Annotated in this window: 29 protein-coding genes and 2 pseudogenes; 4 read left to right on the top strand and 27 right to left on the bottom strand. The window is 32.7% G+C overall.

The window, feature by feature from the left end:
• Nucleotide 1: 1 nt before the first annotated feature.
• The 9 genes from hisF to DMB91_RS01335 all read right to left on the bottom strand — a co-directional run bounded on the left by hisF (nt 2) and on the right by DMB91_RS01335 (nt 9,573).
• Nucleotides 2-769: an imidazole glycerol phosphate synthase subunit HisF gene (gene hisF, locus DMB91_RS01290; protein ID WP_034906504.1), complete on the bottom strand. Its 768-nt coding sequence runs from the start codon at nt 767-769 to the stop codon at nt 2-4.
• Nucleotides 751-1,488 carry a 1-(5-phosphoribosyl)-5-[(5-phosphoribosylamino)methylideneamino]imidazole-4-carboxamide isomerase gene (hisA, locus tag DMB91_RS01295; RefSeq protein ID WP_034906502.1) on the bottom strand — a complete coding sequence of 246 codons (738 nt, stop codon included), beginning with the start codon at nt 1,486-1,488 and terminating at the stop codon, nt 751-753. The genes hisF and hisA overlap by 19 nt, the downstream gene beginning before the upstream one ends.
• Nucleotides 1,488-2,072, bottom strand: a complete 585-nt coding sequence (gene hisH / locus DMB91_RS01300; RefSeq protein WP_034906499.1) for an imidazole glycerol phosphate synthase subunit HisH — start codon at nt 2,070-2,072, stop codon at nt 1,488-1,490. The genes hisA and hisH overlap by 1 nt, the downstream gene beginning before the upstream one ends.
• Nucleotides 2,073-2,377: 305 nt before the next feature.
• Nucleotides 2,378-4,120 (bottom strand): Na/Pi cotransporter family protein, encoded by a 1,743-nt coding sequence (locus DMB91_RS01305; protein ID WP_231549686.1) that lies wholly within the window; start codon nt 4,118-4,120, stop codon nt 2,378-2,380.
• 480 nt (nt 4,121-4,600) lie between these two features.
• A complete protein-coding gene (locus DMB91_RS01310; protein ID WP_034906495.1) occupies nt 4,601-5,047 on the bottom strand; it encodes a hypothetical protein in 447 nt (148 codons plus the stop codon).
• The gene (locus DMB91_RS01315; protein WP_052043247.1) at nt 5,044-5,394 is read right to left on the bottom strand and encodes a rhodanese-like domain-containing protein; all 351 of its coding nucleotides are present in this window, start codon (nt 5,392-5,394) and stop codon (nt 5,044-5,046) included. The genes DMB91_RS01310 and DMB91_RS01315 overlap by 4 nt, the downstream gene beginning before the upstream one ends.
• A complete protein-coding gene (gene htpG / locus DMB91_RS01320) occupies nt 5,391-7,238 on the bottom strand; it encodes a molecular chaperone HtpG (RefSeq protein WP_034906491.1) in 1,848 nt (615 codons plus the stop codon). Before htpG ends, DMB91_RS01315 begins: the two co-directional genes overlap by 4 nt.
• 496 nt (nt 7,239-7,734) lie before the next feature.
• The gene (locus tag DMB91_RS01330) at nt 7,735-8,934 is read right to left on the bottom strand and encodes a Cj0814 family flagellar-dependent secreted protein (RefSeq protein WP_143116770.1); all 1,200 of its coding nucleotides are present in this window, start codon (nt 8,932-8,934) and stop codon (nt 7,735-7,737) included.
• A gap of 6 nt (nt 8,935-8,940) precedes the next feature.
• On the bottom strand, nt 8,941-9,573 hold the full coding sequence (locus tag DMB91_RS01335; RefSeq protein WP_143116771.1) for a hypothetical protein: 633 nt from the start codon (nt 9,571-9,573) through the stop codon (nt 8,941-8,943).
• Nucleotides 9,574-9,837: 264 nt separating this feature from the next.
• Here DMB91_RS01335 and DMB91_RS09265 point away from each other — a divergent pair.
• Nucleotides 9,838-9,945 (top strand): annotated as a pseudogene (locus DMB91_RS09265) (hypothetical protein); the annotation flags it as partial.
• A gap of 48 nt (nt 9,946-9,993) precedes the next feature.
• On the opposite strand, the gene DMB91_RS01345 reads toward DMB91_RS09265, so the two are convergent.
• Nucleotides 9,994-10,956 carry a hypothetical protein gene (locus DMB91_RS01345; RefSeq protein ID WP_143116773.1) on the bottom strand — a complete coding sequence of 321 codons (963 nt, stop codon included), beginning with the start codon at nt 10,954-10,956 and terminating at the stop codon, nt 9,994-9,996.
• An 86-nt stretch (nt 10,957-11,042) separates the two neighbouring features.
• Nucleotides 11,043-11,261, bottom strand: coding sequence for a hypothetical protein (locus DMB91_RS01350; RefSeq protein WP_143116774.1), 219 nt, complete (start codon nt 11,259-11,261; stop codon nt 11,043-11,045).
• Between the two features lie 82 nt (nt 11,262-11,343).
• On the opposite strand from DMB91_RS01350, the pseudogene DMB91_RS01355 reads away from it, so the two are divergent.
• Nucleotides 11,344-11,508 (top strand): annotated as a pseudogene (locus DMB91_RS01355) (peptidase C39); the annotation flags it as partial.
• Between the two features lie 164 nt (nt 11,509-11,672).
• On the top strand, nt 11,673-12,584 hold the full coding sequence (locus tag DMB91_RS01360) for an FkbM family methyltransferase (protein WP_143116775.1): 912 nt from the start codon (nt 11,673-11,675) through the stop codon (nt 12,582-12,584).
• A 169-nt stretch (nt 12,585-12,753) separates the two neighbouring features.
• Here DMB91_RS01360 and DMB91_RS01365 read toward each other — a convergent pair whose 3' ends face one another.
• From DMB91_RS01365 to DMB91_RS01390, 6 genes are read right to left on the bottom strand one after another with little or no spacing between them, the layout of a single operon-like run.
• Nucleotides 12,754-13,461, bottom strand: coding sequence for a lysophospholipid acyltransferase family protein (locus DMB91_RS01365; RefSeq protein WP_034906715.1), 708 nt, complete (start codon nt 13,459-13,461; stop codon nt 12,754-12,756).
• A complete protein-coding gene (locus tag DMB91_RS01370; RefSeq protein WP_052043257.1) occupies nt 13,436-14,590 on the bottom strand; it encodes a hypothetical protein in 1,155 nt (384 codons plus the stop codon). The genes DMB91_RS01365 and DMB91_RS01370 overlap by 26 nt, the downstream gene beginning before the upstream one ends.
• The gene (gene purQ, locus DMB91_RS01375; RefSeq protein WP_034906712.1) at nt 14,590-15,234 is read right to left on the bottom strand and encodes a phosphoribosylformylglycinamidine synthase subunit PurQ; all 645 of its coding nucleotides are present in this window, start codon (nt 15,232-15,234) and stop codon (nt 14,590-14,592) included. The genes DMB91_RS01370 and purQ overlap by 1 nt, the downstream gene beginning before the upstream one ends.
• Nucleotides 15,231-15,467, bottom strand: a complete 237-nt coding sequence (gene purS / locus DMB91_RS01380) for a phosphoribosylformylglycinamidine synthase subunit PurS (protein ID WP_034906709.1) — start codon at nt 15,465-15,467, stop codon at nt 15,231-15,233. Before purS ends, purQ begins: the two co-directional genes overlap by 4 nt.
• Before the next feature lie 8 nt (nt 15,468-15,475).
• On the bottom strand, nt 15,476-16,186 hold the full coding sequence (gene purC, locus DMB91_RS01385; protein WP_034906707.1) for a phosphoribosylaminoimidazolesuccinocarboxamide synthase: 711 nt from the start codon (nt 16,184-16,186) through the stop codon (nt 15,476-15,478).
• 4 nt (nt 16,187-16,190) lie between these two features.
• The gene (locus DMB91_RS01390) at nt 16,191-17,483 is read right to left on the bottom strand and encodes a S41 family peptidase (RefSeq protein WP_052043256.1); all 1,293 of its coding nucleotides are present in this window, start codon (nt 17,481-17,483) and stop codon (nt 16,191-16,193) included.
• A gap of 160 nt (nt 17,484-17,643) precedes the next feature.
• On the opposite strand from DMB91_RS01390, the gene DMB91_RS01395 reads away from it, so the two are divergent.
• On the top strand, nt 17,644-17,916 hold the full coding sequence (locus DMB91_RS01395; protein WP_143116776.1) for a metal-sensing transcriptional repressor: 273 nt from the start codon (nt 17,644-17,646) through the stop codon (nt 17,914-17,916).
• 172 nt (nt 17,917-18,088) lie between these two features.
• Here DMB91_RS01395 and DMB91_RS01400 read toward each other — a convergent pair whose 3' ends face one another.
• The 10 genes from DMB91_RS01400 to DMB91_RS01445 all read right to left on the bottom strand — a co-directional run bounded on the left by DMB91_RS01400 (nt 18,089) and on the right by DMB91_RS01445 (nt 25,150).
• Nucleotides 18,089-18,946, bottom strand: a complete 858-nt coding sequence (locus tag DMB91_RS01400) for a hypothetical protein (RefSeq protein WP_052043264.1) — start codon at nt 18,944-18,946, stop codon at nt 18,089-18,091.
• A 43-nt stretch (nt 18,947-18,989) separates the two neighbouring features.
• Nucleotides 18,990-19,715: a glycosyltransferase family 2 protein gene (locus tag DMB91_RS01405; RefSeq protein WP_034906897.1), complete on the bottom strand. Its 726-nt coding sequence runs from the start codon at nt 19,713-19,715 to the stop codon at nt 18,990-18,992.
• Complete coding sequence (locus DMB91_RS01410; RefSeq protein ID WP_034906881.1) at nt 19,711-20,043, bottom strand: hypothetical protein; 333 nt, start codon at nt 20,041-20,043, stop codon at nt 19,711-19,713. Before DMB91_RS01410 ends, DMB91_RS01405 begins: the two co-directional genes overlap by 5 nt.
• A 100-nt stretch (nt 20,044-20,143) precedes the next feature.
• Complete coding sequence (locus tag DMB91_RS01415; protein WP_143116777.1) at nt 20,144-20,311, bottom strand: nuclear transport factor 2 family protein; 168 nt, start codon at nt 20,309-20,311, stop codon at nt 20,144-20,146.
• On the bottom strand, nt 20,304-21,029 hold the full coding sequence (locus tag DMB91_RS01420; protein ID WP_034906884.1) for a glycosyltransferase family 2 protein: 726 nt from the start codon (nt 21,027-21,029) through the stop codon (nt 20,304-20,306). The genes DMB91_RS01415 and DMB91_RS01420 overlap by 8 nt, the downstream gene beginning before the upstream one ends.
• A complete protein-coding gene (locus DMB91_RS01425; RefSeq protein ID WP_185900249.1) occupies nt 21,026-21,658 on the bottom strand; it encodes an HAD family phosphatase in 633 nt (210 codons plus the stop codon). The genes DMB91_RS01420 and DMB91_RS01425 overlap by 4 nt, the downstream gene beginning before the upstream one ends.
• The gene (locus DMB91_RS01430; RefSeq protein ID WP_034906891.1) at nt 21,645-22,280 is read right to left on the bottom strand and encodes a hypothetical protein; all 636 of its coding nucleotides are present in this window, start codon (nt 22,278-22,280) and stop codon (nt 21,645-21,647) included. The genes DMB91_RS01425 and DMB91_RS01430 overlap by 14 nt, the downstream gene beginning before the upstream one ends.
• Nucleotides 22,281-22,443: 163 nt before the next feature.
• Nucleotides 22,444-23,199 (bottom strand): glycosyltransferase family 2 protein, encoded by a 756-nt coding sequence (locus DMB91_RS01435; RefSeq protein WP_034906945.1) that lies wholly within the window; start codon nt 23,197-23,199, stop codon nt 22,444-22,446.
• A complete protein-coding gene (locus tag DMB91_RS01440) occupies nt 23,196-24,758 on the bottom strand; it encodes a hypothetical protein (protein WP_034906943.1) in 1,563 nt (520 codons plus the stop codon). Before DMB91_RS01440 ends, DMB91_RS01435 begins: the two co-directional genes overlap by 4 nt.
• Entirely contained in the window at nt 24,755-25,150 is a 396-nt protein-coding gene (locus DMB91_RS01445; protein ID WP_034906940.1) for a capsular biosynthesis protein, read from the bottom strand. The genes DMB91_RS01440 and DMB91_RS01445 overlap by 4 nt, the downstream gene beginning before the upstream one ends.
• Between the last annotated feature and the right edge of the window lie 308 nt (nt 25,151-25,458).

Here is a 25,458-nt window from a genome sequence, read left to right on the forward strand (position 1 = left end):
TTTATATCCTTATATCTAAGCCTTGAACCTTTAGATAGGCTTTAAGCTCTTTTATATTAACGACTTTTTGATGAAAAATACTAGCAGCCAAGCCTCCATCAACACCAAGTTTAAAAGCTTCTAAAAAATGCCTCGTCTCACCAGCTCCACCACTTGCGATAAGTGGTAGCTTGCATACTGCACGCACTGCTTTGAGTTGAGCTAGATCGTATCCTTTTTTCATACCATCTTGATTCATCATATTAAGCACGATCTCACCAGCTCCACGATCCTCAACTTCTTTTACCCATTCAAGCGTATTTTTACCGCTTTGTTTGCTTGTGCTTTCATCGCCTGTGTATTGATACACCTTTAAATTTCCGTTTTCATCTTTAAAACTATCAATGCCTACTACCACGCACTGCACCCCAAAGCTTTTTGCTAGCCTTTCAATGAGGTTGGGATCATTTAAGGCTGGAGAATTAATAGAAATTTTATCTGCTCCATTTGCTAAAAGCTCCCTTGCATCATCTTCGCTTTTTATGCCTCCAGCTACACAAAATGGGATATTGATGTTTTGGGCGACTTTGCTTACCCAAGTTCTTGAAATTCGCTCTTTTCTAGCACTTGCTGCGATATCGTAAAACACCAATTCATCTATACCCTCACTTGAATAAAACTTTGCAAGTTCTATGATATCACCCATATCGCGGTGGTTTTTAAACTGCACGCCCTTAACTACGCGTCCATCTTTTACATCAAGGCAAGCAATTATGCGTTTTGTAAGCATGCTATGCCCTCACTTATACTAAATACCCCATCAAGCAAAGCCTTGCCTACGATCACACCACTACAGCTTGCTTTTAAGGCTTTTAAATCATTAAGCTTTGAAACTCCACCTGAGGCTTGGATTTGAATTTCAGAAAACTTACTTTTAATGTGCTTATAAAGCTCTATATTTGCTCCTTGCATAGTCCCGTCTCTTGAAATATCCGTGCATAAAAGGTGCTTTAAACCTTGTTTTGCATAAAATTCAAGCAAATCAAAAAGCCTTTCGTTACTTTTTTCCTGCCAAGCATTCACAGCTACGAAGTAATCATTTTCAAAAGGCTGAATATCAAGGGCTAAAGTTAAGGTTTCATTTGAAAATTCCTTAAAAAGCTCTAAGCAAAGTTCTTTATTTTTTACCGCTAAAGAGCCTATGACAATGCGTTTTACACCACTATCAAGCAAGGCTTTTACTTCTGCTTTAGTTCTTATGCCCCCGCCAACTTGCAAATTTGCATTCAAAGTCGCTGTGAGTTTTTTGATGAGGTCTAATTGTCTTTTGGCTGGCTCTTTTGCTCCTGTAAGATCAACGATATGAAGCCATTTTGCCCCTGCTTGTTCGTATTCTTTAAGCTTTGTTAGGGCGTCATATGTATAAACTTGTTTTTGCTTATAATCGCCCTTAAAAAGCCTCACTACCTTGCCATTGATAAGATCAATAGCTGCAATTAGTTCTGTCATTATATATCCTTAATGAAATTTAAAAGCAAAAGCTCTCCAGCTTCCCCGCTTCGCTCTGGGTGAAACTGCACGCCATAAAAATTATTTTTTGCTAATGCTGCACTAAAGCTTTGAGAATATTCACAAGTTGCGATTGTTTCAGTTGCTACAGCCACACAATAACTATGCACAAAATAAAAAAACGCCCCATTTAACCCCTTAAAAAGAGTATGATTACTTTTTACATCATTCCAGCCCATATGTGGCAAAGTAAAGTTAGCTTTAGGCTTGAATTTTTCAGTTTTAAAAGGCATAACGCCTAGAGTATTTTGATGAAGCTCCTCGCTAAAATCCCCAAGAATTTGCATACCTAAACAAATGCCTAAAAGTGGCTTTTTAGTATTTTGCAAAAATTCTATAAGTTTAAATTTATGTAAATGAAGCATAGCACTTTGAGCTGTTCCAACACCGGGCAAAAAGAGTTTATCAGCTTTTTCAAGTTCTTTTATGTCTCTTGAGATCATACAAGTAAAGCCAAGTCTATGAAAGGCAAATTCTAAAGAAGCTAAATTCGCACAAGCTGTATCAATGATGGCTAGTTTCATTTTCTACCTTGAAGTTGTATTTGAAAACAAAATTATAGCTGAAAAACACTATAATTTTGTTTATTTTAACTCTTGCTTTAAATTTTGTGTATTTTTCAAGTCTTTAAGGCATTATCCAAGGAAAATATGAAAAAAAAGATAAAACTTTCGCCTGTTTTTAAAAGAGCAAGGGCTAAATCGCTGAAATTCCGCTAAAGGAATGTGAATTGAGGTAGGGAAAAGATGAAAAATGCTATCTAAATATAAATTTAAGAAAGGAGAGTGCTAGGCTAGAGCCTTTATAAAATTAAATTTTAAGCTTTCTATCAAGTTTTTTCATTTTTTTCTGCTTTTTTCTCCCATTCATCTTTGGTAAAAATGATTTCTATAGCCTCGATGAGCTCTTCGGCTATTTTTGCACTAAAGGTTGTATCATTAAGTATAGAAATGCCTTCTGCGGTGCTGATTTTGCCTTTTGAGATGAGATTTTCGATCTGTTTTAAAGAGTCATTATCCACTTCTTTAAGCATAATTTTGGCTTTTTCAAAGTTTTTAACGATCAAATACGCCTTTTCTTCATCGACTTTTCTTAGCTCCTCAATACTTCTTAAAAGTTCGCCTAGATTAATCCTCATAAAATGATATTGCGAAGCTAGATCAGGGTTGTTTGAATTGGCGTATTTTTTCATATTGCTTTGAATAATTTTAAGATTTTTGCTTGCTTCGCTGAGGTGTTTTGCGGCGAGTTTGAATTGGAAAATTCTATTGTTTTTTGTTTCATCATCAACATAAAGTTGCACTTTCGTTGAAAAGTCTATAATGGCTTCAAAAAGCACCTTAATCTTGCTTTTGTATAAATAATCCAAATCCACATTTTTATTTATCCATTTTTTAGCCTTAATGATCTCATCAAAACTTTTTGAACCCACTATATCGCCACGACTTAAACCTATGGTATAAGCGATGATTGTTGAGGTATTTTCATACAGATGCATGCTCTCTTTTTCAAGTGCAGCAATTGCTGTGTCGCTATACTTGATCAAGTTTTCATCAAGATAAAGTGGCTTGTCTTTATTTTTGTCTTTTGGTGCTTTGATTCTTTTGTTAAGATAGTGAACGATTTTTTCGCTATAAGGCGTAAAAATGATGATAGCGATGAGGTTGAACAAGGTGTGAAATAAAGCTGTTTTAAGCGTAAGGTTATCTTGCGAGATATAAAGCATACTAGCGATAAGATCAATTAAACGCACAAAATACGGAAAAACTGCAAGCACGATGATAGCGATACCAAAGTTAAAAATGCAGTTCGCAAAAGCAAGTTTTTTACCTTCTATGTTTGTGCCCAAAGAGGCTAAGAGTGCAGTAACTACACCGCCTACGCTTGTGCCAAGTGTAGCTGCTAGGGCATTTTCATAGCTGATTTGCTCTGAAAGTAGGGCTGAGATGATTAAGGCTATTGTTGCAGTGCTTGATTGTATCACGCCAGTAAGTAAAGCTCCAAGTGCCGTAAAAATGAGAATACCTTTAAAGCCTTCGAAATTAAAACGGGCTAAATTCAAAATTTCTTTTATATTTTCAAAGCCATTTTTAATATAATCCACACCCAAAAAGAAAAAACCAATACCAATAAAAATCGAACCTAAGCCCTTAAATAAGCTATCTTGTTGAAAATACAGCAAAACCCCAATCACGATTAAAGGCACAGCAAGTGTAGAGATTTTGGTGCTAGTTAAGCCTACGATGATCCACGAGCTTGCTGTGTTGCCTAAATTTGCACCAAAGATAATGCCAATGCCTTGCACAAGCGTGATAAGTCCAGCTGAAAGAAAAGAAATCGTGATCACAGAAACCAAAGAAGAAGACTGCATAATAAGTGTGCTAATAGCTCCAAAAAAAGTGCTTTTAAGCTTAGTATCTGTAAATTTGGCAAGAATTTTTTCAAGAAAACCACCACCAAAAGCCTTAAAACCAGTGCTTAAATTCATCATACCGATAAGCAAGATCGCAACTCCAGCTAAAATCGTTGCAAGTTGAGAAAATACCACCAAAATATAGGCTAAAATTACCATAAAAATTAAAGTGGCGATTTTTTTATACTCATTTAAATCAAGTTTTTTAAGCAATATGCACTCCTTATAGAACATTAATTAAATAAAAATATATTTTATTTTTCAATCAAACTTAAAGTAAAAAATGTTTATGTAATTGTAGAAAATTTTATATTTTTGTTTGTGCATTATAACAAATTTTTAACTTGTTCTATAAATATTTACAAACTTTTGTCGTTTAGTCAAATGACAAAAGTTTTTGCTTTTTAAAGCCGAGGAAATTTGTGGTTTTTCTCCGCTTAAAGTCCGTTTTCATTGCCTTTAAAATTCCTAAGATTTGCGAATTTATGCTGGCTAGCTACTGAAACATCATCTGTCTTACTTAAACCTAAGTTATAACAGGTATTGCAAGAAATGATTCAACTTTTTGAAAATCTAGGCTCAAAATATAATTTTTGTCAAGTTCAGCTTTCAAGCCAAAAATAATGTCAAAAGCTAAATTTAGGCTTGTTTTTCTTGCAAACTTTTAAATTTATTCATAAGTGTTATTCTTAGTTCATCAGCCTTTGCTTCGCCATCTTTAAGATATGTTTCTATCACACTTTCAAGTGTTTTTAGAAACTCAAAAAGTTCATTTTGCCACGTTTCATCATTTTTTTTGCTTAAATTCATGGTTTGTATAAAGGTAAGTTTTCTGCTTAAATCACCAAGTTTTTCTAAAAACTCAGCTCTTAAGTTTTCATCTTTAAACAAGCTTAAATCAGCTTCTATTTGACTTTTAAGCTCGCCTATTTTCTCATCGATAAAATCACAAAATTCAGGATATAAGCTTGTTTTTATAGGTTCTAAAAGGGCTTTTTCATCGATTTGCAAAGTGAGTTTTTTGATAGCAAAATAAAGCATCAAAAATGCCACTGCGGCGATAAGTATATAAATGCCCACACTCATACTAAATCCTGCCCTCTATAAGGCACACTTTTATAACCTTGATCAAATAAAGCATGCATTCCGCCTTTAAGATTGATCGCATCTATATTGAGTTTAGCTTTGATTAAATTTGTTGCTGAAGCTGAACGAAAGCCACTTGCACACACAAGGGCTTGAGTTTTATTTTCATCTCTTAGCCTTTGAAATTCTTTGATAAAGTCCGGATTTGGCGAGCCATTGCTTAGATTAAAGCTTAAAAGCACGGCTCCTTCTATAACTCCGCTTTCTCTCCATTCGTTTTTATTGCGTATATCAAAGACTTGATAATCCTTTAAAATATCTTGGCTAATCATCACACTTTGAATCATTGCAAGGCTTTCAAGACGATTTTACTTAAGCTTTGGTTAAACTGGGCTGGATTTTCTATACCCATACCCTCGCTTAGTTTTGCCATAGTTAAAAGAATTTGAGCTATATCAGGAGCGTAAGTTGGGTTATTTTTAAGTTTTTCAAAGATAGCGTGTTTAGGGTTAAGTTCTAAAATAGGCTTGATATGCTGTTCTTGTCCCATTTGTTTTAAGAGTTGTTGCATAGCAAAATCTGGCTTATTTTTATCATACACTATACAACTTGGACTTTCACTCAATCTTGAAGTAGCACGCACATCATCAACCTCATCTTTTAAAAGTTCTTTAAATTGTGCTAAGATAGGTGCAAATTCTTCTTGAGTTTTTTCATCAAGCGGAGTTTCATCAGTTTGCTGGTTAATCGCTACAAATTTAAGCCCCTCAAACTCAGGCAAACTTGGTGCGATGATAGTATCAATCTCATCATCAAGCAAGAGCACTTCTATATCTTTGCTTTTGTAGCTTTCAAGCAAAGGCGAGCTTTTTAGCAAGCTTTCATTTGTCCCACAAATATAAAAAATTTCTTTTTGATCAGCTTTTAAGCGACTTTTATATGATTCAAGACTAGTTAGTCCTTCAGCCTTTGTGCTTTTAAAAAGCATAAGCTTGATTAAATTTTCTTTATCATTGCCAAAGCCATAAAGCCCTTCTTTAAGCACTTTGCCAAAGGTAGTAAAAAATTCTTTGTATTTTGCTTCATCTTTTGTTTTAAGCTTGGCTAGCTCGCTTAAAATTTTCTTTACGCTTGCTTCTTGCACGGCTTTTAAGATCACATTTTCTTGTAGAATTTCTCTGCTTACATTAAGTGGTAAATCCTCAACATCAATAATTCCACGCACAAAACGCAAATAGCTAGGCAAAAGCTCTTTATCATCATCACTGATAAAGACGCGTTTAACATAAAGCTTAAGTCCGCTTTGATAATCTACTCTGTAAAGATCAAAAGGAGCTGTGCTTGGTATGTAAAAAAGGGTATTATACTCAAATTTACCCTCGCTTTTGGTGTGGATATGAAGCAGCGGTTTTTGACTATCATGAAAGGTTTGTTCGTAAAATTTCTCATAATCCTCAGCTTTTAAATTCGCTTTATTTTGCCTCCAAAGAGCGTTTGCGGTGTTAATTTGCACTATTTTTAGCTCTTTTTTTGGTTCTGGGCGAGGCTCTTGCTTTTGTTCTTCTTCGCTAAGTGGGATAAATTCTTCTTTTTCCATGAAAATTGGAAATTGAATGTGGTTTGAGTATTTTGCGATAATAGTTTCTATGCGGTAAGGGTTTAAAAACTCATCATCATTTAAAAAAAGTGTGATTGCTGTGCCTTGATCTTCTTTGTTTGCTTCTTCTATTTCATAGCCTTCAGCTGTGCCTGTCCAAAGATAAGCCTTTTCATCAAGGGCTTTTTTGCTTAGAACTTCGATTTTATTTGCCACCATAAAGGCTGAGTAAAAGCCGACGCCAAATTGTCCTATGAGTTGGCTGTCTTTTTTAGCATCTCCGCTTAAATTCGCCAAAAAGCTTTTAGTGCCACTTTTTGCTATGGTGCCAAGATGATTGATAAGATCGTCTTTATCCATGCCTATGCCATTATCGCTTATGGTTAAAGTTTTAGCTTCATTGTTAAATTTAATGTCTATACGAGCTGTGAATTTTAAGTTTTTGTATTCATCATCGCTTACGCTGAGATAAGTAAGCTTGTCAAGGGCATCGCTTGCATTTGATACAAGTTCTCTTAAAAAAATTTCTTTGTTTGAATATAAAGAGTGAATCATAAGCTGTAAAAGCTGATTTACTTCAGTTTGAAACTGCATTTTTTCTCCTTGTTTTGCTGAATTTAAAGGCTGATTGTATAATAAAAATTTAAATATTTTGCTAACATAGTTTTTTACTCTTTTTGATCAAAAGCTAAAAGAAAAATGTTTTTTGCCGATTTGCTTGCCAGGAAATTGAAGACAAGGCAAAGGATATGGATTTTTCAAGGCTTAATGCGAGCTTAAGAAATTCTATAGAAAGAATGAAAGGAAATTTTGATAGTATTGTTATTGATACAGGTAGAAAGGCTTGTTACACAGGGAAAAAGTATTAAAGAATTTTGTGCTATACAAAAGAAAAGATGATAATAAATTTGTAGCCTTTGAAGTTAAAAACTTCAAAGACATACAAAGCCTTGAAAACTTAAAGACAAAGCTGAAGAGCTTGTTTATTTAGATAAAGCTAGAGTTTTAAAAGCTAAAGAGGCTTAAAAATATAAAACTCTTTTTACTTGATTGTATTATAATATCATTTTAAATCAAAGTTTTAATATTCTTAAGCTCTTATATCTATACCCTTTATATTATTTAAACCCATTTGAGAAATAATCTTTCTAAAATTATCATTACTTGTATTATCATCACTTGTTTTCATACCAAAAAGAATTTTTAACTCTTCACTTGTGCTAAATTTATCTTCTAAGAGTTTTTTTAAAAATTCACTTCTTATATTGTCATCTTTATAAGTTTCTTTGTTTTTACTTTCACCTTGTATGGGTTTGAAAGGTTTTGTTTCTTGGGCTTGTTGGGTTTGACTATTCTCTTGGGTTGTTTGTGGAATTTGATTTGCCATTTCTTTTTTTATATTTTCTTCGTTTTGTTTTCTAAAATCCTCAGTATATTGAGTTTGCTTAGCTTGAAGCTCAAGCCATTTTTCTTTAAATTGTTCAACGCTAAGATTTGAATTAAGCAAGGCTCTTGTTTGAGGAGTTTCAGGAATCAAATCACCCATATCGATGTCAAAAAGGGGATTTTGCTTGATAAAACTACGCAACTCTTCGGCTATTTTATCCCCACTTGCACCCATAATTTTTCCTGCTATACTCGTTTCTCCAACTATACCTAAATTTGCTTCAATGAAAAACTGCACTAAAAGCTCACCCTTGTTGATAGTGCCGTCTTTATTTGTCTTAAAAGCACTTGCAAAGTCAAGTTTGGTAAAGTCTTTTGACGAAATAGGATCGTTTGCAAAAAAAAGAGAGGTCTGAAAAACGCCTCTTTGAAGCTGTTTTTTTCCAGAGGTTCTTTGCCGCACATCACTTTGGTATTCGTCCAAGTTATATATCTTATGAAGCTTAAATTTTCCATTATCAAAGCTATAATCAAACGCCGCAGGTAAGTTTAAAAAGTCCTCTTCACTTATGCTTTGTTTGGCATTAATTCCAATGAAAACTTGCTCAAAAGCCTGATAAGCTTTTTCTAAAGTCCTAGCCAAATCAAAGCTTGAAAAAGGAGCTAAATGATAATTTGAAATTTTATCAAAATATTTTGTAATGTCGCTATGAATCCTATAATCCTTTGGCAATCCTGCAGCCTCATTAAAATCACTTGTAAAAAAGCCCTCTTTATCTACTCCATAACCTAAGACTTGGCCTACTACTTCGCTTTCATTTTTAGCTTTGTTTTCAAAATACAAACCTTTTTCCTGTTTTAAACTAGAATATGTATTAGATAAAAAACTATTATCAATTCTCATTAATTTTTACCTATATTGATTTTTTAGCATACTTTCTAAAAGACCTTGGTAATTAGCTCTTAAATCCTTAACAACAAAATTTGTTTCTAAAACATTTATTGGCAGTCTTGAAAAAGCTCCTACTTGCCTATTTACTACCCCAGCCCCATAAGAAAATATCATCTCCTTGCCACTTCTTGTGTAAATATATCGTGCTTTAACAGTAAAAGCTATTGAATTGAGAACAGGATCGCCAACTAAAGCCATAAGTTCTCTTAATCTTTGTATGTTTTGTCCATATTGTGTTCTAGTGTCATTAAACATATAGCAATGAGTTACACCAGCTGAACAAACGCCACTTCTATTTAATACAAAATTGCCATTTCTGTCATAAGTGATTTCACTGCCTTGGTCTATACCATAATCCAAGGCGTTTATTTGCAAAACAGCATAAGCAGCTATTTCCATATTGTCTATTTGTTTGGAATAAGCTATATACCCACCCTTAACCTCTTTCATTTCATCAAGGCTAAGAACTTTAACACCTTTAGAGTTATCACTTAAGGCACCTTGAGTAACTTTAGCTAAAAAATCATCTGCTAAAGCTGAACTTACAAACAAAGAACCTAATGCTACAAGGCTAAGAATTTTCTTTAACATAAGTTATCCTTTTTTGAGTAACTTTTAATTAAATATCGTCAATTCTAACAATTTTTTTAAAGTAAAGTCAAATTTTGATTTTAAAAATTTGGAACATTCATTGTTTTTATGGAAATTGTTACAAAATATTTTAAAGGCAGTAATAAGATGAAAAGAAGTTTCTTAGCATTTATAGTTTTAATCACTTGTGTTTTTGCTAGCGATGAGTTAAATATAGACAATTTGTTTAAAAAGCAAATAGGCTTAAGAAGCATTACTAGCTTTTCATTTAGCATTAATGCAGATACTGCCATTTCTGTAAGTGCTGATTTTGGAGGAAGTTCTGCTGCACCTGATAGCGTGTTTGGTTTGAGTTTGTGGAGGAAGTTTTAAAGCTTTAAGCAAAAGAGTTCATTCTTTTGCTTAGGGGATTTTAGGGTTTTACACTCTCTTATCAATACTTAAATTAGTTTTTATATTATCTTTTATGCTTGAAGCTAAATCTAGCATATCATCATTTTGCCTAAGCTCTTGTGATTTTAGAGCTTCTTTTTGGTTTTTACTAAGCTTTGAAATATCAACTGTATTTACAGCAAGATAATCTTGCTGTAATGCTTTTTCAAGTTCGTTGTTTTCAAGTATTTGTTCTGCTTTGTCTTGGTTTTCTTTTTCTTTTTTGAGGTATTCGATAAGTTCTTCAGGGGAGGGTAAATCAAGAGCAGAAGGTGTTTTAGCTAAAGGGTTTGTATCTTCTTTTTTTTCTACAACTTTTTTAATATCAGAGATTGTTTGCCCTATGCTTTCTAATTCACTAAGTTTTAATACCCCATCCATATTTGCATCTTTTTGTATAGTGTTATTAAGCTCATTTTCTATGGAATTATTACTTTTAGTAGTAGAACCTTTTTCGTATGAATACACACCTTTTGCAGTTATTTTAACCACATTAGAATCTTTTTTTCTTATGCAATATCTTACATCACTTCCATAATTTGAAAGAGTTTCTTTTCTTTCATTTTCATTTAAAAAACCATCTTGATTATAATCAGCTTTTAAATAGCCTCTTTGATAAGCTATATCGCCAAACCAGCCAGATACAAAATCCCCCGCTTCTCCTTTTAAAACAAGATGACCATTTTCGTCTTTGCTAAAATCATTAGAGCTGAATTTTGATTGAAGTTTGTTTAAATTCTCATCACTGATTTTAAGGGTAATATTTTGTCCGCTAATTTTATCTGTAAATGAAATTTGGTTTGTTAAATTAGGTGAGCTTGAAGAATCATTGCTAACCTTAATAGGAGTTTGATAAGTGTTTCTGCTTATATTGCCCTTTAAAGCTGTATAAACTATGCTTGAACGCAATTCATCAATATTAATAAATTGCGTATTATTAAAGGTTATCATTTTTACACCTTTAAAATAATATACTTTTCTGCCTTTTATTATAGAAAATCGGCAGAAAATTAAAAAGGTTTATACACCCACATTAATTAAAATCCACAACCAATGCTATAAGTTGAACACATAAAAGCATTTGAAAGTATTGCTTGCTTGCTTCCTGGATTTTTATTTGCATTGATATTGTTTCTAATTGGCATTTCAATAAATGTATAAGCCTGCCAATTTACACTACCAATTTTCCATCCACCCTTAACCTCTTTCATCTCATCAAGGCTAAGAACTTTAACACCTTTAGAGTTATCACTCACTGCACCTTTTGTTACAAGAGCAAGAACATCAACATCTTGTGCATTTAATGCACCAACAAGCCCAAAAGTAAGAGCTAAACTTAAATTATTGCAAGTTCTTGATCCAAGTCACGGAGAATATATAAGTTCTAAAAGAGAGTTTTTTAGTGTATGGGATAAAGACAATAAAGGAGGATATGCTTTAATCATAGCCCCTAAAAAAGAATTAAAAGTTTTTACTCTTAATCTCCCTAAAAGGTCGATATGATCGTTTAAGTTAGAGCTTTTTAGAAGATTTAAGCTTTGTGTAAGAAAATTTATGTTTTAATCTAGCTTTTTAAATCATTTATAAATTAGGAGTTTTTATGGATTTAAGCACACTGGGGGGGGGGCATTAGTAAGAAAAATTTAGCTTATGAACTTGGGCTTATTTTGCTTAAAAATCCTTTTTCTTTTATCCAAATTTCAAAAATCTTAAACTCATATAAAAATTTTAGCAATCAAAATCCTCTTTATAGTTCAAATTTAAAAGATGAGCTTGCCATAGAACTTGGGGAAGTGTTCTTAAGGAAGTATAAAAAAGTTTTTTACTATGGTTATTTGGAGTTTTTGTTCTTTTATTATTTTAAAATTAAAAATAAGTATAGAAAAAAAGTTCTTTTCTTCAAAGATTTTAAACAAAGCTTAAGAGCTTTTGCTGATCCAAAAGGCTTTTATATGCTTGATTTTATGCTTGAAAGTGCTTGTGTTCCTCGTCATTATTATGATATTTTTTATAAAATTCCTTATCTAACTCAAAGTACGGGTAAAAAAATGGTTTGTATTGATTGTGGGGCTCATAAAGGTGCAATTAGTGATATTTTCCTTCATACATCAGCTTTAGTGTATGCTTTTGAGCCAAATATTTATTTGCACGCTTTCTTAAAGCATAAATATCAAGGTGTTAAAGATATGCAACTTTATCAAAAAGCTGTTTCAAATGGAAATTATATAACCGAATTTAGGGATAATGATAGCCTTGTTAGCGATGGTAGCACTATAGTCAAGGACTTAGCTTGGGGTGGAACTAGTGGATATAAGGTGGAAGTGATCGACTTGATAGAATTTATAAAGCAAGAGCTTTTAAGCAAGTATGAGCGAATTTATTTTTTAAAGCTTGATGTTGAGGGAGCTGAGTTTGATATTATGGATAAACTTTTAAAGCACAAATTGCATGAAAAGATTGATTTTATAGCTTGTGAAACACATGAAAGGGGCTTTGAAGATGGAGTGCAAAAGATGCAAAAGCTTAAGACTCTTATAGCTCAAAGTGGAGCAAAAAATATCGCTCTTGATTGGATTTAAGACTTGATTTTATAGAAGCTCGGTTTTAAAAATATCCTAACTAGGGAAGTTGGCTTTTAAATTTGGCTTTGGGTTTTTTGTATTTTACCTTGCTTGATTTTAAATCTAAGTCAATTTTTTGCTAACTAGGTCTAATTTTGGTGTGTTTTATCAAATTAGATTTTTTGATTTAATCTTCAGTTTTTATTTTTGATCTTTGTATATCTAAAAGTTCTTGCATTTTTTTTCTGGTGTTTTCAAGCCATTTTGCCTCGCTCGTATCTACGCAAGGTAGGGCGACGAGCTTGAGTGTGCCACTGCCTAAGGTAAAAGCTTTGCTATCAAGGATTAAGGCTGAATCAACGATGAGTATGGGCTGAACTTTTAAGTTTAGTTTTTCAGTTAGCGCTTTTGCTCCACTTTGAAATTTAAGCATTTTTGGCGTCTTTGAGCGAGTGCCTTCTGGGAAAATAGCCAAAACACGATTTTCGTTCAGTCTTTCTTTTGCTTCTTTTAAGATACGCACTAAATCTCTTGGATTTTTTCTATCTATGCAAAGAAGTTTTGGTTTTTTCATTGCAATTTTAAAGATAGGAAGCTCACCAAGTTCTTTTTTGGCGATCCAACACAAATTTCTTGGATATAAAGCTTCAAGAGCGATAATATCAAGCATTGATTGATGATTCATAAGTATCATTTGAACATTTGGATCAAATTCGCCTTCCAACTCATAATCAAAGTTAAAAATCTTAGCTTGAAGCTTTGCCCAATTCTTACGAATACGCCAAATTTTATCTTGCGAAGAAGTGGTATAAAAGCAGATAAATACCACTAAAACGCTTATTATGAAAAAAAACAAATACAAAAAAGCTTTAATTCTCTTGTAAATCTTTTTCATCTATCCAGCCTATAGTCCCATCTTCAAAAAGTACTTTGATATAATTTTGTCTTTTTGCAAGCACTTCGACTTTTTCATCTTGCTTGCTTGTTCGAAAATAGGTTGAATTTGCAGTTGGTAAAATTTTAGCATTGGCACCAGATTTTACCACGCCTGTTTGCGTATCTGTATCGATAAAAAAGCTCAATGTAAGCACTAAAATAGCAATAGCTAAAGCTATGTATGAGCGTTTAAAGACAAAAAACACAAGACATAAGCCAGCTACGATCCAAAGTCCAAGTTGTTTATAAAAAACAAGATCATTATTTTTGGGATTTAAATCGCTTTGCGTGCTTACGCTTTCATCAGCACTTAGCTCAACAGCTATACTTAGTGTCTCAAGCTTTTGAGTGTTGAGGTTAAAGTATGAAAAATCAAGACTTTTTTTATTTGGCGCAAAAATGGCTGAGTAAAAGGCAATCGAGCTGTTAAAATCGCCCCTGACATTATCTATCCTTTGTTTGATCAGTGTTTCATCTTTAAGATGAAAATCGTTTAAGTTTGTATTTTCGCCCCAAAGCTCGATAATCATCATTAGATTTTTATCATCAAAATAGCTTGTTCGCGTGCGTTTTACTGAAAGTTCGTTTGCTACAATTTGTGAATAATTTTTATCAGCATTCACGCGTTTGAAATTTAAAGGTTCTAAAAGTAAGCTTGAGCGTTGAAAAACTTCTTTATTTCTGCTCAACGCAACTTCTATGCTTTCAAGTTTTGCATTTGAGTTTTGAGCTTCAAAATAAAGCTTTATGTTGTATTCATCGCCATTTTTTTGCCATTTTGCTTCTGGATTTAAAAAAATAAGCTCTTTATTTTTATTAAAAGAAAGCTCAAAGTCAAATTCAGTATTTTCAGTCGTTTTAGCACTGAGTTCTAGGCTAAATACCTCACCTACAAAATATTGTTTTTTATAATCTTTTACACTTAAAACCAAAGAACTTGTTGCTATGTAAGTATCTTTGATATTTTCTTTATAATTGTCCATTTCATCGCTTGGAGCTATGCTTTGATAAATTTGCTTTTGTTTATCATCAAGATTGACTGCAAAACTTACAAAAATAGCAAGGCAGAGTAAAAGGATTTTTTTCATCACATAAAGCCTTTAAACATTTTCAGCCCAACTTCACTTCCAAGCAAGCTTTCACAAGCTCTTTCAGGGTGGGGCATAAGGGCAAATATACGTTTTTTCTCATCACAAATTCCAGCTATATCATCTCTTGAACCATTTGGATTATCAAGATATTTTAAAAGCACCATATCTTTGTCATAAAGGTATCGCAAGGTATCATCATCAGCGTAAAAATTCCCCTCTCCATGTGCGATAGGCAGGCTGATGATCTCATCTTTTTGGAAGTTTTTTAAAAAAGCATTGTCATTTGAGATGATTTTAAGTTTTTGCATTTTTGAAACAAAGCTCAAGCTTTCATTATGCTTCATCGCTCCTTTTAAAATGCCAAGTTCAAGTAAAATTTGAAAACCATTGCAAATTCCTAAAACAAAGCCGCCTTTTTGAATATGCTCTTGCAAAGTTTTAATGGCTGGTGAAAACTTCGCAATAGCCCCAGACCTTAGATAATCCCCATAAGAAAATCCTCCAGCAAGCACGATTAGATCAGCTTCAAAGTCAGTTTTTTCATGCCAAATGATTTGTGTTTTTGTGCCAATTTTTTCAAAAGCATAGGCTGTATCATGCTCGCAGTTGGTGCCCGGAAACTGAAGTATAGCTACTCTCATAACACGATCTCATAATCTTCGATAACACAATTTACCAAAAGCTCTTCACACATTTTTTTTACTTCTTCTAGAGCTTTTTCTTTATTTGTTTGATTAAGTTCAAGTTTAATTTGCTTAGCGATTTTTACCCCACTAACCCCATTAAAGCCTAAGGCGTGCAAAGCTTTTTCAACAGCCTTACCTTGCGGATCTAAAACTCCATTTTTTAAAGATATATTAATGATGATTTGCATGATAATTCCTAGCTTAAAATTCGTTTTAAAACTTCTTCGTATGCCATTTTGACCTTGCCTAAATCCTGACGGAAACGATCCTTATCAAGCTTTTCATTTGTCGCTTTATCCCAAAAACGACAGCTATCAGGGCTGATCTCATCAGCTAAAACAAGTTCGCCTTGAGGATTATAACCAAGCTCGATTTTAAAGTCAATTAAACGCAAGTTTTTGCTATCAAAAAACTCAAGTAAAATGGTATTGATCTTTCTTGCTAGGTCTTTGATCTTTTCTATATCTTTGTCATCACGTATTAAATTTAAAAGCTTACAATGCTCATCATTGATAAAAGGATCGCCTAGTGCATCATCTTTTAAGCAAAACTCAACCAAAGCAAAAGCTAATTTTGTGCCATCTTTTATGCCAAGTCTTTTAGTAAGTGAGCCAGTAGCGACATTACGCACTATGACTTCTATGGGTATGATTTGGCATTTTTGCACGAGTTGTTCGCTTTCATTTAGGGTCTTGATAAGATGAGTTTTTATGCCTTTGCTTTCTAAGAGCTTAAAAATTTGTGTTGAAATTTGACAATTTAACGCTCCTTTTCCTTGCTCAGAACCTTTTTTTTCAGCATTAAAAGCGGTAAGATCGTCTTTAAATTCGCTAATCAAAGCATTTTCATCATCTGTTGTGTAAAGCTTTTTACCTTTTCCTTCATAAAGCAAGGTTCTTTTTTGCATGGCTTTATCCTTTAATGTTTAAGACTTTTATCGCATCAATGGCTGATTTAAGTTGTGCATCATCATAAATTTGAGCTTGAGTGATGATATTTTTATCAGTTTTTGAGTTTGTTTTTTTCTCATTTGGCTGAATTTTTTCAAGTTCACTTTCAAGATGAAGCTTTAAATCATTTTCTTTAATGCTAAAATTATTATCGATGACATTGACTTTACCAGCTAGAACCTCGATATCTGGCTTAACACCAACTGCTTGTATAGTACGCCCACTTGAAAGATAATACCTTGCCACCGTTAGCCTTAAGGCTTGAGTGTTGCTTAGCGGGATAATGCTTTGCACGCTACCTTTGCCAAAGGTGTTTGTGCCGATGATAATGGCTCGCTTTAAGTCTTGCAAGGCTCCGCTTACAATCTCGCTTGCGCTTGCACTACCTTCATTGACAAGCACAACCAAAGGCACATCAGTAACCTTTTGTCTTGGATCGGCTGGGTATTCTTTATTGTCAGCTTCATTTTTGCCTTTTTGTGAGACGATCACGCCTTTATCAACAAATAAATTTGTAAGTCCAACAGCTTGATCTAAAAGCCCGCCCGGGTTATTTCTAAGATCAAGAACTATGCCTTTGATTTTTGGATTTTTTTGGATTTGCTTTTTGGCTTCTTCGCTGACTTTTTTATCAAAACTTGTTACTCTAAGATAGAGTATGTCCTCGTTTTCAATAAGCTTTGAATACACGCTTTCTATTTTAATAATCTCTCTTGTAAGCTTTATGTCAAAAGGCTTTTCGCTACCTTTTCGGTAAATAGTAATATTAATTGTGCTTTTTGGCTTACCTCGCATCTTATCAACGGCGTCATTAAGGCTCATTCCCAAAGTTGCTTCGCCATCTATCCTTAAAATCACATCGCCAGCCTTTATACCAGCTCTATCAGCTGGTGTGCCTTCAATCGGTGCGATAACGCTTAAAGCTCCATCTTTCATACCCACGCTTATACCAAGTCCGCCAAATTCACCACTTGTTTGAATTTTTAAGTCTTGAAATTCCTTTTCGTTGAGAAAAGAAGAGTGTGCATCAAGATTAGAAAGCAAACCAGAAAGAGACTTATCGATCAAATCGCTGACATTTTCATCATCAACATAGTATTGCTCAACTATGGCAAGGGTTTTTGTGTATTTTTCCAAAGCATCAAGGCGTTTTTGCACTTGATCTTTGTTATAAGACTCGTTTGGCTTTGCATTAGCTTGACTTATAAGAAAAAAACAAATCAACAAAGTACTTGTAAAACCTAATATATTCATCAAAATTGCTTTAATTTTCAAAATAAACTCCCATTTTTCTTAAAATTTAGAAGCTTTATTTTAGTCAATTTTTTTTAAAAAATCGTAAATATCTTTAAAAAGAATGCGATTTTAGGCTAAAATACTTTAAAAACTTTTAAATTTTTTAAGGATAAACATAATGCACACTCATTCTAAAGGGCATGATAGGGCGATGATCAATCGCTTAAGCAAGAGTATAGGACATTTAGAGAGCATTAAAAAGATGATAGAAAATGGCAAGGATTGCTCTGAAGTGCTTATACAACTTGCCGCAGTAAGAGGCGAGATTAACAATACCGGCAAAGCTATCTTAAAAGAACACCTAAGTCACTGCATAATCCACGCCATAGAAGAAGGTGATATGAGGCGAGTCGAAGAGCTTGAAAAAGCGATTGATAGTTTTGTGAAGTGAGGATTAAAAAAAAATGGGGGGGGGGGGTTGGAGGTATAGATTTTTACGCTTTGGCTTTATTTGAATGCTTTTTATTTCGGTAGTGAAGTCTTAAACTCAAGCTTAAATTATAGTTTTTTACTCTCATCGGTAAAAATAAGTGAGAAGTGCCCTTCCCACTTATTTTGTCTATTTATTTGTTCAAATTTGTTTTTAATATTTTAGACAAGTCTTTAAAAAAGAAAGTAAAAAGCCCACCTTTATAGCGTCTATTGTATCGTTTTAAGAAAACCTTGCCTACTTCTTGACAAAGTTCAGGTTTGAAGCTTTGTTCGTGTAATTTATCTCTTTCTCGAAAAATTTCGAAGTGCCTTCCATGCAAATAATCCATAAAAATATTTATTCCTATAGCATTTCTAAAGGGATGGATAATTTCACCACAATTGCTCCAAAACAATAAATCAGCCTCATTACAATATCTAGCATCCATAATACCAAGTCGAAAAGGACTTGTCGCACAAAACATAAATTTATCAGGTAACTTTACATGTTTTAGCTCTTCATTATTTTGATAAAGATCAAGATAAAATTTTATTTTTAAATCACTTAAAAAGAATAAATCAGGTCTTGTCGTAAGATAAAAATCATATTTGAAATTTTCCTTAGCTTCATATTTAGCTCTAAGCTCATGCACTTTTGATCGGCTTATAGAGGCTCCATAAACCCCATTTTCTAGATGTTCTACAAGGTGAGCTTTGGGTTTGTAAATTTTTAAAAATTGTTGCGTATCTGTAGATTTGTTGATAAGTTCGCTATAAGACTCGCTTCCATTTGGTGAATGCCATGCTCCTTTAGGATCAGCACAGAGTTTATCCCAAGTATGTATAAAAATATCAATTTCAAAACCATCATCTTGATTTGGTTTAACTAAGTGTTTAAAAAAGCTTTTATGGGTTTGTTCAAAAGTTCTTAAATGTCCAGTAAGATGAATAGCAAGCTTTTTATAAAGCCCCCCCCCCCTCCTCTTGCTAGTAAGGTGATTTTCAAGCATATGAAGTCCTTTTTATTTTTTAAAAAATCTTTGATATTATAGCTTATTTTTTATATTTTGCTACAAAAGCTTGCAAGTCCTCAGGTGTGCCTATACCATGCATTTGCGTAGCTTTTATGTTATAAATGCCTATTTTAAGATTATCTTTAATCATATAATTATAAGTTGGGCAGGTGTAAAATTCTTTATTTACCCTATCATTTCTTGCTATCATGTCAATTGCAGCATCGACAAAAAATTTACCATTGCTAAAAAGATAAATTCCAACCGTAGCAAAGCTAGAAATGGCTTCTTTTTCTTTAACTTCAATGACAAGATCGTCCTTTAATTTTGCAAAAGACCATTTTGGATTTTTTTCTTCATCGATGAAAGTTAGTATCGAGCCATCAAGTTTTCTTTTAAAACAATCATCTATAAAATCAGCTATATCAAGATCTGCGATTTGATCTGAATTAGCCACAAGTAAAGGCGTATCGTTATTAATAAGCTTTCTTGCATAAAGTATGGTGCAAACTGTGCCTTCAGTAAGTGCGTTTATGCCGATAAACTCAGCATTAAAATCCTTTTTTATACTTTGAACAAGTTCTTTTTCTTTTTCTAAATGTTCATTTCGTGCTATAAGTATAAATTTAGCTTGTTTATAAGCAAGATTTTCAAGCACACGCACTATCATGGGCTTGCCTAAAACATCGATAAAGGGCTTTGGCTTTGTAAAACCAGATTTAGCAAAACGGCTTCCAAGCCCAGCCATAGGTATGAGTATATTAATCATTGCTTTGTCCTAAGTATTTATCATCTTTTGCAGCAGGGAGCTTAACAACAACATTTATGCTGTCTTCAAGTGCTTCAAAGTCTGTGCTTTCATTTGGTTTTATAAGCACTATATCGCCTTTTTCATAGACAGTGCCATTCATTTTAACTTTGCCTGAGATGATGGCGGTAAGTTCTGTAGCAACTTTGTGAAAATGCCTTTGTTCGCATTTACCTTTTTTATAGCTTTTTATACCAACTTCCACACTTTCACTTTTAAAAGCACAAGGAGAAAAATTCCCAACAAACCAACCTCTAATCATATCTTCAAGCTTAAATTTTTGCATTTTTGTCCTTTTTTTATAAAAGATGAAATCAAAATTATTCATCAGTTTTTTCAATCATCATTTCATTCCATACAAATACGATCTTAGCTCTTTTGTCTTATCATTGTGCCAAGTAAAGTGAATTTATAGCTTTTAGGCAAGCATTTTTACCTTCTAGGTGCTTAACGGCTGGATCTTCTAAGATAAATTGTTCATCAACTAAGCTCGCAATAGTATTTAAATTTTTTTCATTAAAGGCTTTTATATAGCTTTTTGTAAGTTCAAGCATTTTTTATCCTTTCATATTCTGTAATTTTAGTTGGGCTGTAAAAGGTGTGAAATTCGTTTTTTTCAAGTTTTAAGGCTTTGATTTTTGCGTTATTTAGTATAAGTTCGTTTAGACAAGGAGCGATAAAATATCTGCCTTCAAAATTGACATCTTTTTTAATCATCTTTTCACTTGCTCTCATAAAATAACTTCCCTTAGCAAAATAATAAAACCCAGCCACAGCATTTTTGCTTCTTGGTTGTTTTTCAAAGGCTTCTAAAACTTGATCTTGTGCGTTAAGTTTTACATAAGCAAAACGAGGGTGAATAGATTCAAAAACGACCACTCCAGCATCAAAGTCCTTAAAATAATCAAGCAAAAGTGAAAGATTTTTTTCTATGATTTGATCAGCATTTGAAATGATTAAAGGTTCATCATTATCTATAAACTCAGTTGCAAGCATCACACTGCATGCCATGCCTTGAGTTTCTTTTTTCACACTGATAAATTCGCATTTGCATTCAAGCAAAACGCGTATAGCCTCATCAAGATGAAAACGTTTGATATATTCTTCTTTAAGTATAAAAATAAAACGTTTATTTTCAATACCTTTGAAATTCTCAATAAAATGCTCTATCATAGTTTTGCCACAAATTTCAGCAAAAGGCTTTGGAAAAGATGCCCCGCTCTCATCAAAAAATTCACTTTTTCCAGCAATAGGCACGACTATATTGATCATCTTTGTTCCTCATAATGCTTGATATGCTTTTTGATATTTGCGTAATTGACCTCGCTTACTTGCTCTACTATCATCACATTTGCCCCACTTGCTCGTGCTGCCTTAATGCCGTTTTCATTGTCTTCAACGATGAGACATTCATGAGGCTTTAAATTCAAGCGTTTGATAGCTTTTTTATACATTTCAGGATCAGGCTTGCCATTTTTTACATCTTCATTTGAGATATAAAAACCAAAATACTCGCTTAAAGCCGCTTTTTGCATCATCATTTCTATGGTATTTCTTATAGAATTTGAACACACGGCCATTTTATAGCCTTCATTTTTAAGCCTTGAGAGTGCAAATTCGTGATAAAATCTTGGTTTACATGAGCTATAAACGATTTGCATGGTATATTCTTGTTTCATTTCGTTGATAAATTTATGTAAGCCTTGAGGAAGTGAGCCTTCTAGTGAGAGTAGTTCTAATTTCTTACGCGTAGGCAAACCATCAAATACACTTAAATGATCATATCTGCTAATTTCAAGTCCAAAAAGCTTTAAAGCTTTATTTAGAGCTTCAAAATGCCAGTCTTTAGCTTCTATTAAAACCCCATCCATATCAAAGATAATAGCCTTAATTTTCATCAAAAAACTCCCTTGCCTCTAAGATATGGTCGGTGCAAAGCATTAATTTATCGCTTTTTAATTCTTTGGCTATGAGTTTGTATTCTTGCCAGCTTTGCAAATACTCTCTTTGGTGTAAATCAGGTGAAACTATACATACAAATTTATTCTTTGCTAAATGCTCTTGGATAATGTTTTTATTTATCCAGTGTGAATGAAACTCATCAAGCCAAATTCCACAAGCTAACTCATAAAAACTAGGCTCTTTTTCGTATTCACTTTGTCTTGTAAAGCTTTTTATACCAGCTTTTAAATACATTAAAGCATCAGGCACGCTCATATCAAAGACAAAATAATTTTTGATATTGTAATGTTCCAAAAGAGTTTTTAAAGAACTTTGAAGTCCATCAGCTTTGATATTAAGTGCTAAAAATAAATGAGGATTTATACTTGTGTAAAGTTTTAAAAAGTCTTCAAGCTTTAAGCATCCAGCATGAGCTATATCATGAGAGATTACAAGCTCGCCTTTAAAATCCCTTATATCAGTTTCAGTACCAAAGCCTAGTTTAAAGCTTTTTTCAAAGCTAGAAAAGCTATTTTTTTCGTCTTTATTGTGCCATAAACCACGATGAGAAAGCAAGATCATTTTAAGCCTTTTCAAAGCTTAAAATAGCAAGAAAAGCAGAAGAAAAAGGCTTAAGAGCTAATAAAGCTCCCCCCCCCCCCTCGTCGCTATATCGTGATATTTTGTTTTTAGATTCATTTTTAGCCTTTTAAAAAACAAGTCTTTATTATATCAAAATAATGATTTACTTTTTTGTTGTGAATTTTTTTATAAAGCTTGGATTTTTTAAAAGTGTTTCATACTCTTGCGGAATGCCACAAAATATAAGTTCTTCAAAGGCTATTTCAACATATCTTATGTCTTTGTTTGCTTTGATGAGTTCGTTATACATAGGAGCTATATAGTATTCGTTTTTGCTTGTTAAATTTTGCTTTTTGAGGCTTTCAAAGGCTGTTTTATAGTCTTTAACGCTTTTAAAATAATAAAGCCCACTACTACAAAACTCTGAAATTCGTTCTTTTTCAGTTGTTTTTAATACCTTATCGCTATTTGCTTGAGGCAAGATAAAAGACCAGTTCTCCCCTCCTGCTTTAAATACTTCTAAATATCCATCGATTTGAGTTAAATCAAGATGTGGCAGGCTAAAATTTGGGTGAAAGGTGTCAATATTGAAGATCAGTATGCTCTCATCATCGTTTAAATTTAACTTTTTAAGTCCAAGATAGGCAGTGTGAGCTTGTCCTAGTGTTTCGTGAGGAAGCTTTACGAAGTTACATTGTTTGATACCAAGTTTTTTACATTCCTGAAATAAAAACTTGCTTGTATCTTGAATGTCGCGGTAGATAAAGATAAACTCTGTATCTTTAAAATATTTTTTAAAGCCTAAAACTGCATAATAAAATACACTTTGCTCGTGAAGTTTGAGCTTGTATTTTGCTTCTGTATAACCAGCTTTTGCAAATCTTGAGCTAAGTCCTGCCATAGTAAAGATGATTTTCATAAAAAATCCTCATTTTTAAGCTTGATATATAAAGATAAAGCATTTGCAAGTAGGGCATTTTGCTTGTTTAAATTTTCACTATGAAGTGGAAGCATGGATAAAAATAAATGAATATTAATCGCTAAAAGTTCTTTTAAATCCTCAAAATCAAATACCTTTAAAAATGCTCTTTGAATAGCTTTTATATCATCATTTACTTCTATGTGAAATTTAAATGTATTGTCTTTAAGCTCACACTCAAAAAAGCCAAAAACGATAAAATCATAAAGTCCCAAACAAGAATGTATAAGTTTAGCAAAATCATATCTTTTATCACCAAATGGTGTTATTTTGGCATTAAAATCAAGTCCTCTTGGGTCAAAGGTTTTAATCTCAAGACTTCTAAAATCAAACATAATATTGCTAAAACAAAAATCCCCATGTATAAAATGAAAATTCTTTGTCTCTTTAATATAATTTTCAAGATTAAGCACTATATCTTCAAGGCTTGGACAAATTTGATCGTTGATGATAAATTTTTGTTTTAAAGAAAAACTACGTATTTTTGTAAAGCTTTTTAGACGTTGTAAGGTTTTTTCTTTATAATCAAAGTTGATATTTTTTTCCTTGCTTTTAAAGCTATGAAGCCTATGCAAAAAGTTCTTTAAGGATCGAAAAATTTGTTCCCAAGTGTAGCTGTGGAGTTTACCAAAAACAAAAAGCTCTGAAAGTGTGTTAAAATAAAGATATTCGCTTTTATAGCTTAGTTTATCTTTACTTGCAAAAATTTTTGGGATATTAAATGAGAGTTCTTCTGGAACATGCTCAAACCAAGCGATTTCAGCTTGTATTTTATTTTTAAGCTCTGAGCTTTTTTGCACGAAATTATTTTTAATTTGTAGCTCATTAAAGACTCTTTGTGTAGTGAGTTTTGTTTTGGATTGAAAATACGAACTTACAAGTCCAAAATCAAGCCAAGTATCATTAAATGCAAGCTCAAAGGCAAATTCTTGAGAATATAATTTTAAAGCGTTAAGAAAATGATATTGAGTGAGTGCTAAATTTTTGATGAAATGATGAGGTTCTTTGATATGAAAATATCCATTAAGAATATACTCTTTAAGTTTAGCTGTGTTTTTATCTGTAAGTTTATAAGCACAGCGATCGTTTTCAAGTAAGCTTGCCCATTCATAGCTATTTAAGCTTTTTGAAATTCCCAAACAATTTATTTTTGTTTCAAGTTTTTCAAGATAAGTATCGCCATGAAGTATATGCAAAGGCTCATGAAGAGGCAAATTTAAACTCAAACAATACGCTATACTCTGCCCTAAACTTAAATTTTCATCAACGAAGATAAGTTCAGCTTCAAGTTTTTGAAGCCTTTGCCTTTCAAAATCGCTTAAAGAAAAGCTTTTTGGCAAAGACAAAATCAGTTTTTCATGAGGATATTTTTCTTTAAAAAGCTTTATTTGATATTCATAAAGCCTCTTTCCTCCAAAAGCCAAAAAGCTTGGCGGTAAGCGTCCAAATTCAGCTTGAAATTCATTCGGTGAGTATTGAGCTGAGGTGATAAGTATCATTGTTTTTCGTTTTTATAGGGATTTTCTTTGGCTAGGAGAGCTTTGATTTCACCAAAACTAAGATTTGTAAATTCGCTGGGACGAATAGCCTTATCATCAACATAAAAACCTTCAAACCCACACCAAACCTTACCTACAACGATCTCATCATAAGGCACATTGTGTTTATCAAGCCAAGATGTGATGATGGGCAAAGTATAGGCTGTAATTTTTTGTATATCATTTTCATAAGTTCTCATATTTCTACTTGTAAAAATACTTATGGAAAAGCCCATTTTTTTATAGTTATGAAGGATGGATATGAGTTTTAAATTAGGCTTCTTATTGATATAATCAACATTTGGATCATCAATAGTTAAAGTTCCATCAAGATCAATGACAAGTTTTTTCATGATTTTACCTTGAAAGAAAAGCAAAGATAAGAAAAGTTAAGGATATAAAAATGATATTTAGAGTAAGTGTAAAAATATAATAAGAAAGTATTATTTTAGCTTTGTTTGAAAAGTAAAGCCCCCCCCCCCAGCGATAAGTTTTATTTAGTAAGCAAAAATTATTCATATTTTTTAGCCTTATTTTTTAGTTTTGTATGCAGTAAATATTATACCAAAAAATAAATTTTTAAAAGGCAAATTTTATAGAAAATCAAATTTTTCATAAAATTTAAAATTTTTACTTAGAAAACTTGACAAAAATAGACTAA

This window comes from Campylobacter sp. MIT 97-5078 (assembly GCF_006864455.1).
In the GTDB taxonomy this organism is placed as follows: Bacteria; Campylobacterota; Campylobacteria; order Campylobacterales; family Campylobacteraceae; genus Campylobacter_D.

Bases quoted from the DNA above. Each gene is read 5' to 3' on its own strand.
- hisF (WP_034906504.1), bottom strand. From the start codon at position 769: ATGCTTACAAAACGCATAATTGCTTGCCTTGATGTAAAAGATGGACGC.
- hisA (WP_034906502.1), bottom strand. From the start codon at position 1,488: ATGACAGAACTAATTGCAGCTATTGATCTTATCAATGGCAAGGTAGTG.
- hisH (WP_034906499.1), bottom strand. From the start codon at position 2,072: ATGAAACTAGCCATCATTGATACAGCTTGTGCGAATTTAGCTTCTTTA.
- DMB91_RS01305 (WP_231549686.1), bottom strand. From the start codon at position 4,120: ATGGTAATTTTAGCCTATATTTTGGTGGTATTTTCTCAACTTGCAACG.
- DMB91_RS01310 (WP_034906495.1), bottom strand. From the start codon at position 5,047: ATGAGTGTGGGCATTTATATACTTATCGCCGCAGTGGCATTTTTGATG.
- DMB91_RS01315 (WP_052043247.1), bottom strand. From the start codon at position 5,394: ATGATTCAAAGTGTGATGATTAGCCAAGATATTTTAAAGGATTATCAA.
- htpG (WP_034906491.1), bottom strand. From the start codon at position 7,238: ATGCAGTTTCAAACTGAAGTAAATCAGCTTTTACAGCTTATGATTCAC.
- DMB91_RS01330 (WP_143116770.1), bottom strand. From the start codon at position 8,934: ATGAGAATTGATAATAGTTTTTTATCTAATACATATTCTAGTTTAAAA.
- DMB91_RS01335 (WP_143116771.1), bottom strand. From the start codon at position 9,573: ATGTTAAAGAAAATTCTTAGCCTTGTAGCATTAGGTTCTTTGTTTGTA.
- DMB91_RS01345 (WP_143116773.1), bottom strand. From the start codon at position 10,956: ATGATAACCTTTAATAATACGCAATTTATTAATATTGATGAATTGCGT.
- DMB91_RS01365 (WP_034906715.1), bottom strand. From the start codon at position 13,461: ATGAAAAAGATTTACAAGAGAATTAAAGCTTTTTTGTATTTGTTTTTT.
- DMB91_RS01370 (WP_052043257.1), bottom strand. From the start codon at position 14,590: ATGAAAAAAATCCTTTTACTCTGCCTTGCTATTTTTGTAAGTTTTGCA.
- purQ (WP_034906712.1), bottom strand. From the start codon at position 15,234: ATGAGAGTAGCTATACTTCAGTTTCCGGGCACCAACTGCGAGCATGAT.
- purS (WP_034906709.1), bottom strand. From the start codon at position 15,467: ATGCAAATCATCATTAATATATCTTTAAAAAATGGAGTTTTAGATCCG.
- purC (WP_034906707.1), bottom strand. From the start codon at position 16,186: ATGCAAAAAAGAACCTTGCTTTATGAAGGAAAAGGTAAAAAGCTTTAC.
- DMB91_RS01390 (WP_052043256.1), bottom strand. From the start codon at position 17,483: ATGAATATATTAGGTTTTACAAGTACTTTGTTGATTTGTTTTTTTCTT.
- DMB91_RS01395 (WP_143116776.1), top strand. From the start codon at position 17,644: ATGCACACTCATTCTAAAGGGCATGATAGGGCGATGATCAATCGCTTA.
- DMB91_RS01400 (WP_052043264.1), bottom strand. From the start codon at position 18,946: ATGCTTGAAAATCACCTTACTAGCAAGAGGAGGGGGGGGGGGCTTTAT.
- DMB91_RS01410 (WP_034906881.1), bottom strand. From the start codon at position 20,043: ATGCAAAAATTTAAGCTTGAAGATATGATTAGAGGTTGGTTTGTTGGG.
- DMB91_RS01415 (WP_143116777.1), bottom strand. From the start codon at position 20,311: ATGCTTGAACTTACAAAAAGCTATATAAAAGCCTTTAATGAAAAAAAT.
- DMB91_RS01420 (WP_034906884.1), bottom strand. From the start codon at position 21,029: ATGATCAATATAGTCGTGCCTATTGCTGGAAAAAGTGAATTTTTTGAT.
- DMB91_RS01430 (WP_034906891.1), bottom strand. From the start codon at position 22,280: ATGATCTTGCTTTCTCATCGTGGTTTATGGCACAATAAAGACGAAAAA.
- DMB91_RS01435 (WP_034906945.1), bottom strand. From the start codon at position 23,199: ATGAAAATCATCTTTACTATGGCAGGACTTAGCTCAAGATTTGCAAAA.
- DMB91_RS01440 (WP_034906943.1), bottom strand. From the start codon at position 24,758: ATGATACTTATCACCTCAGCTCAATACTCACCGAATGAATTTCAAGCT.
- DMB91_RS01445 (WP_034906940.1), bottom strand. From the start codon at position 25,150: ATGAAAAAACTTGTCATTGATCTTGATGGAACTTTAACTATTGATGAT.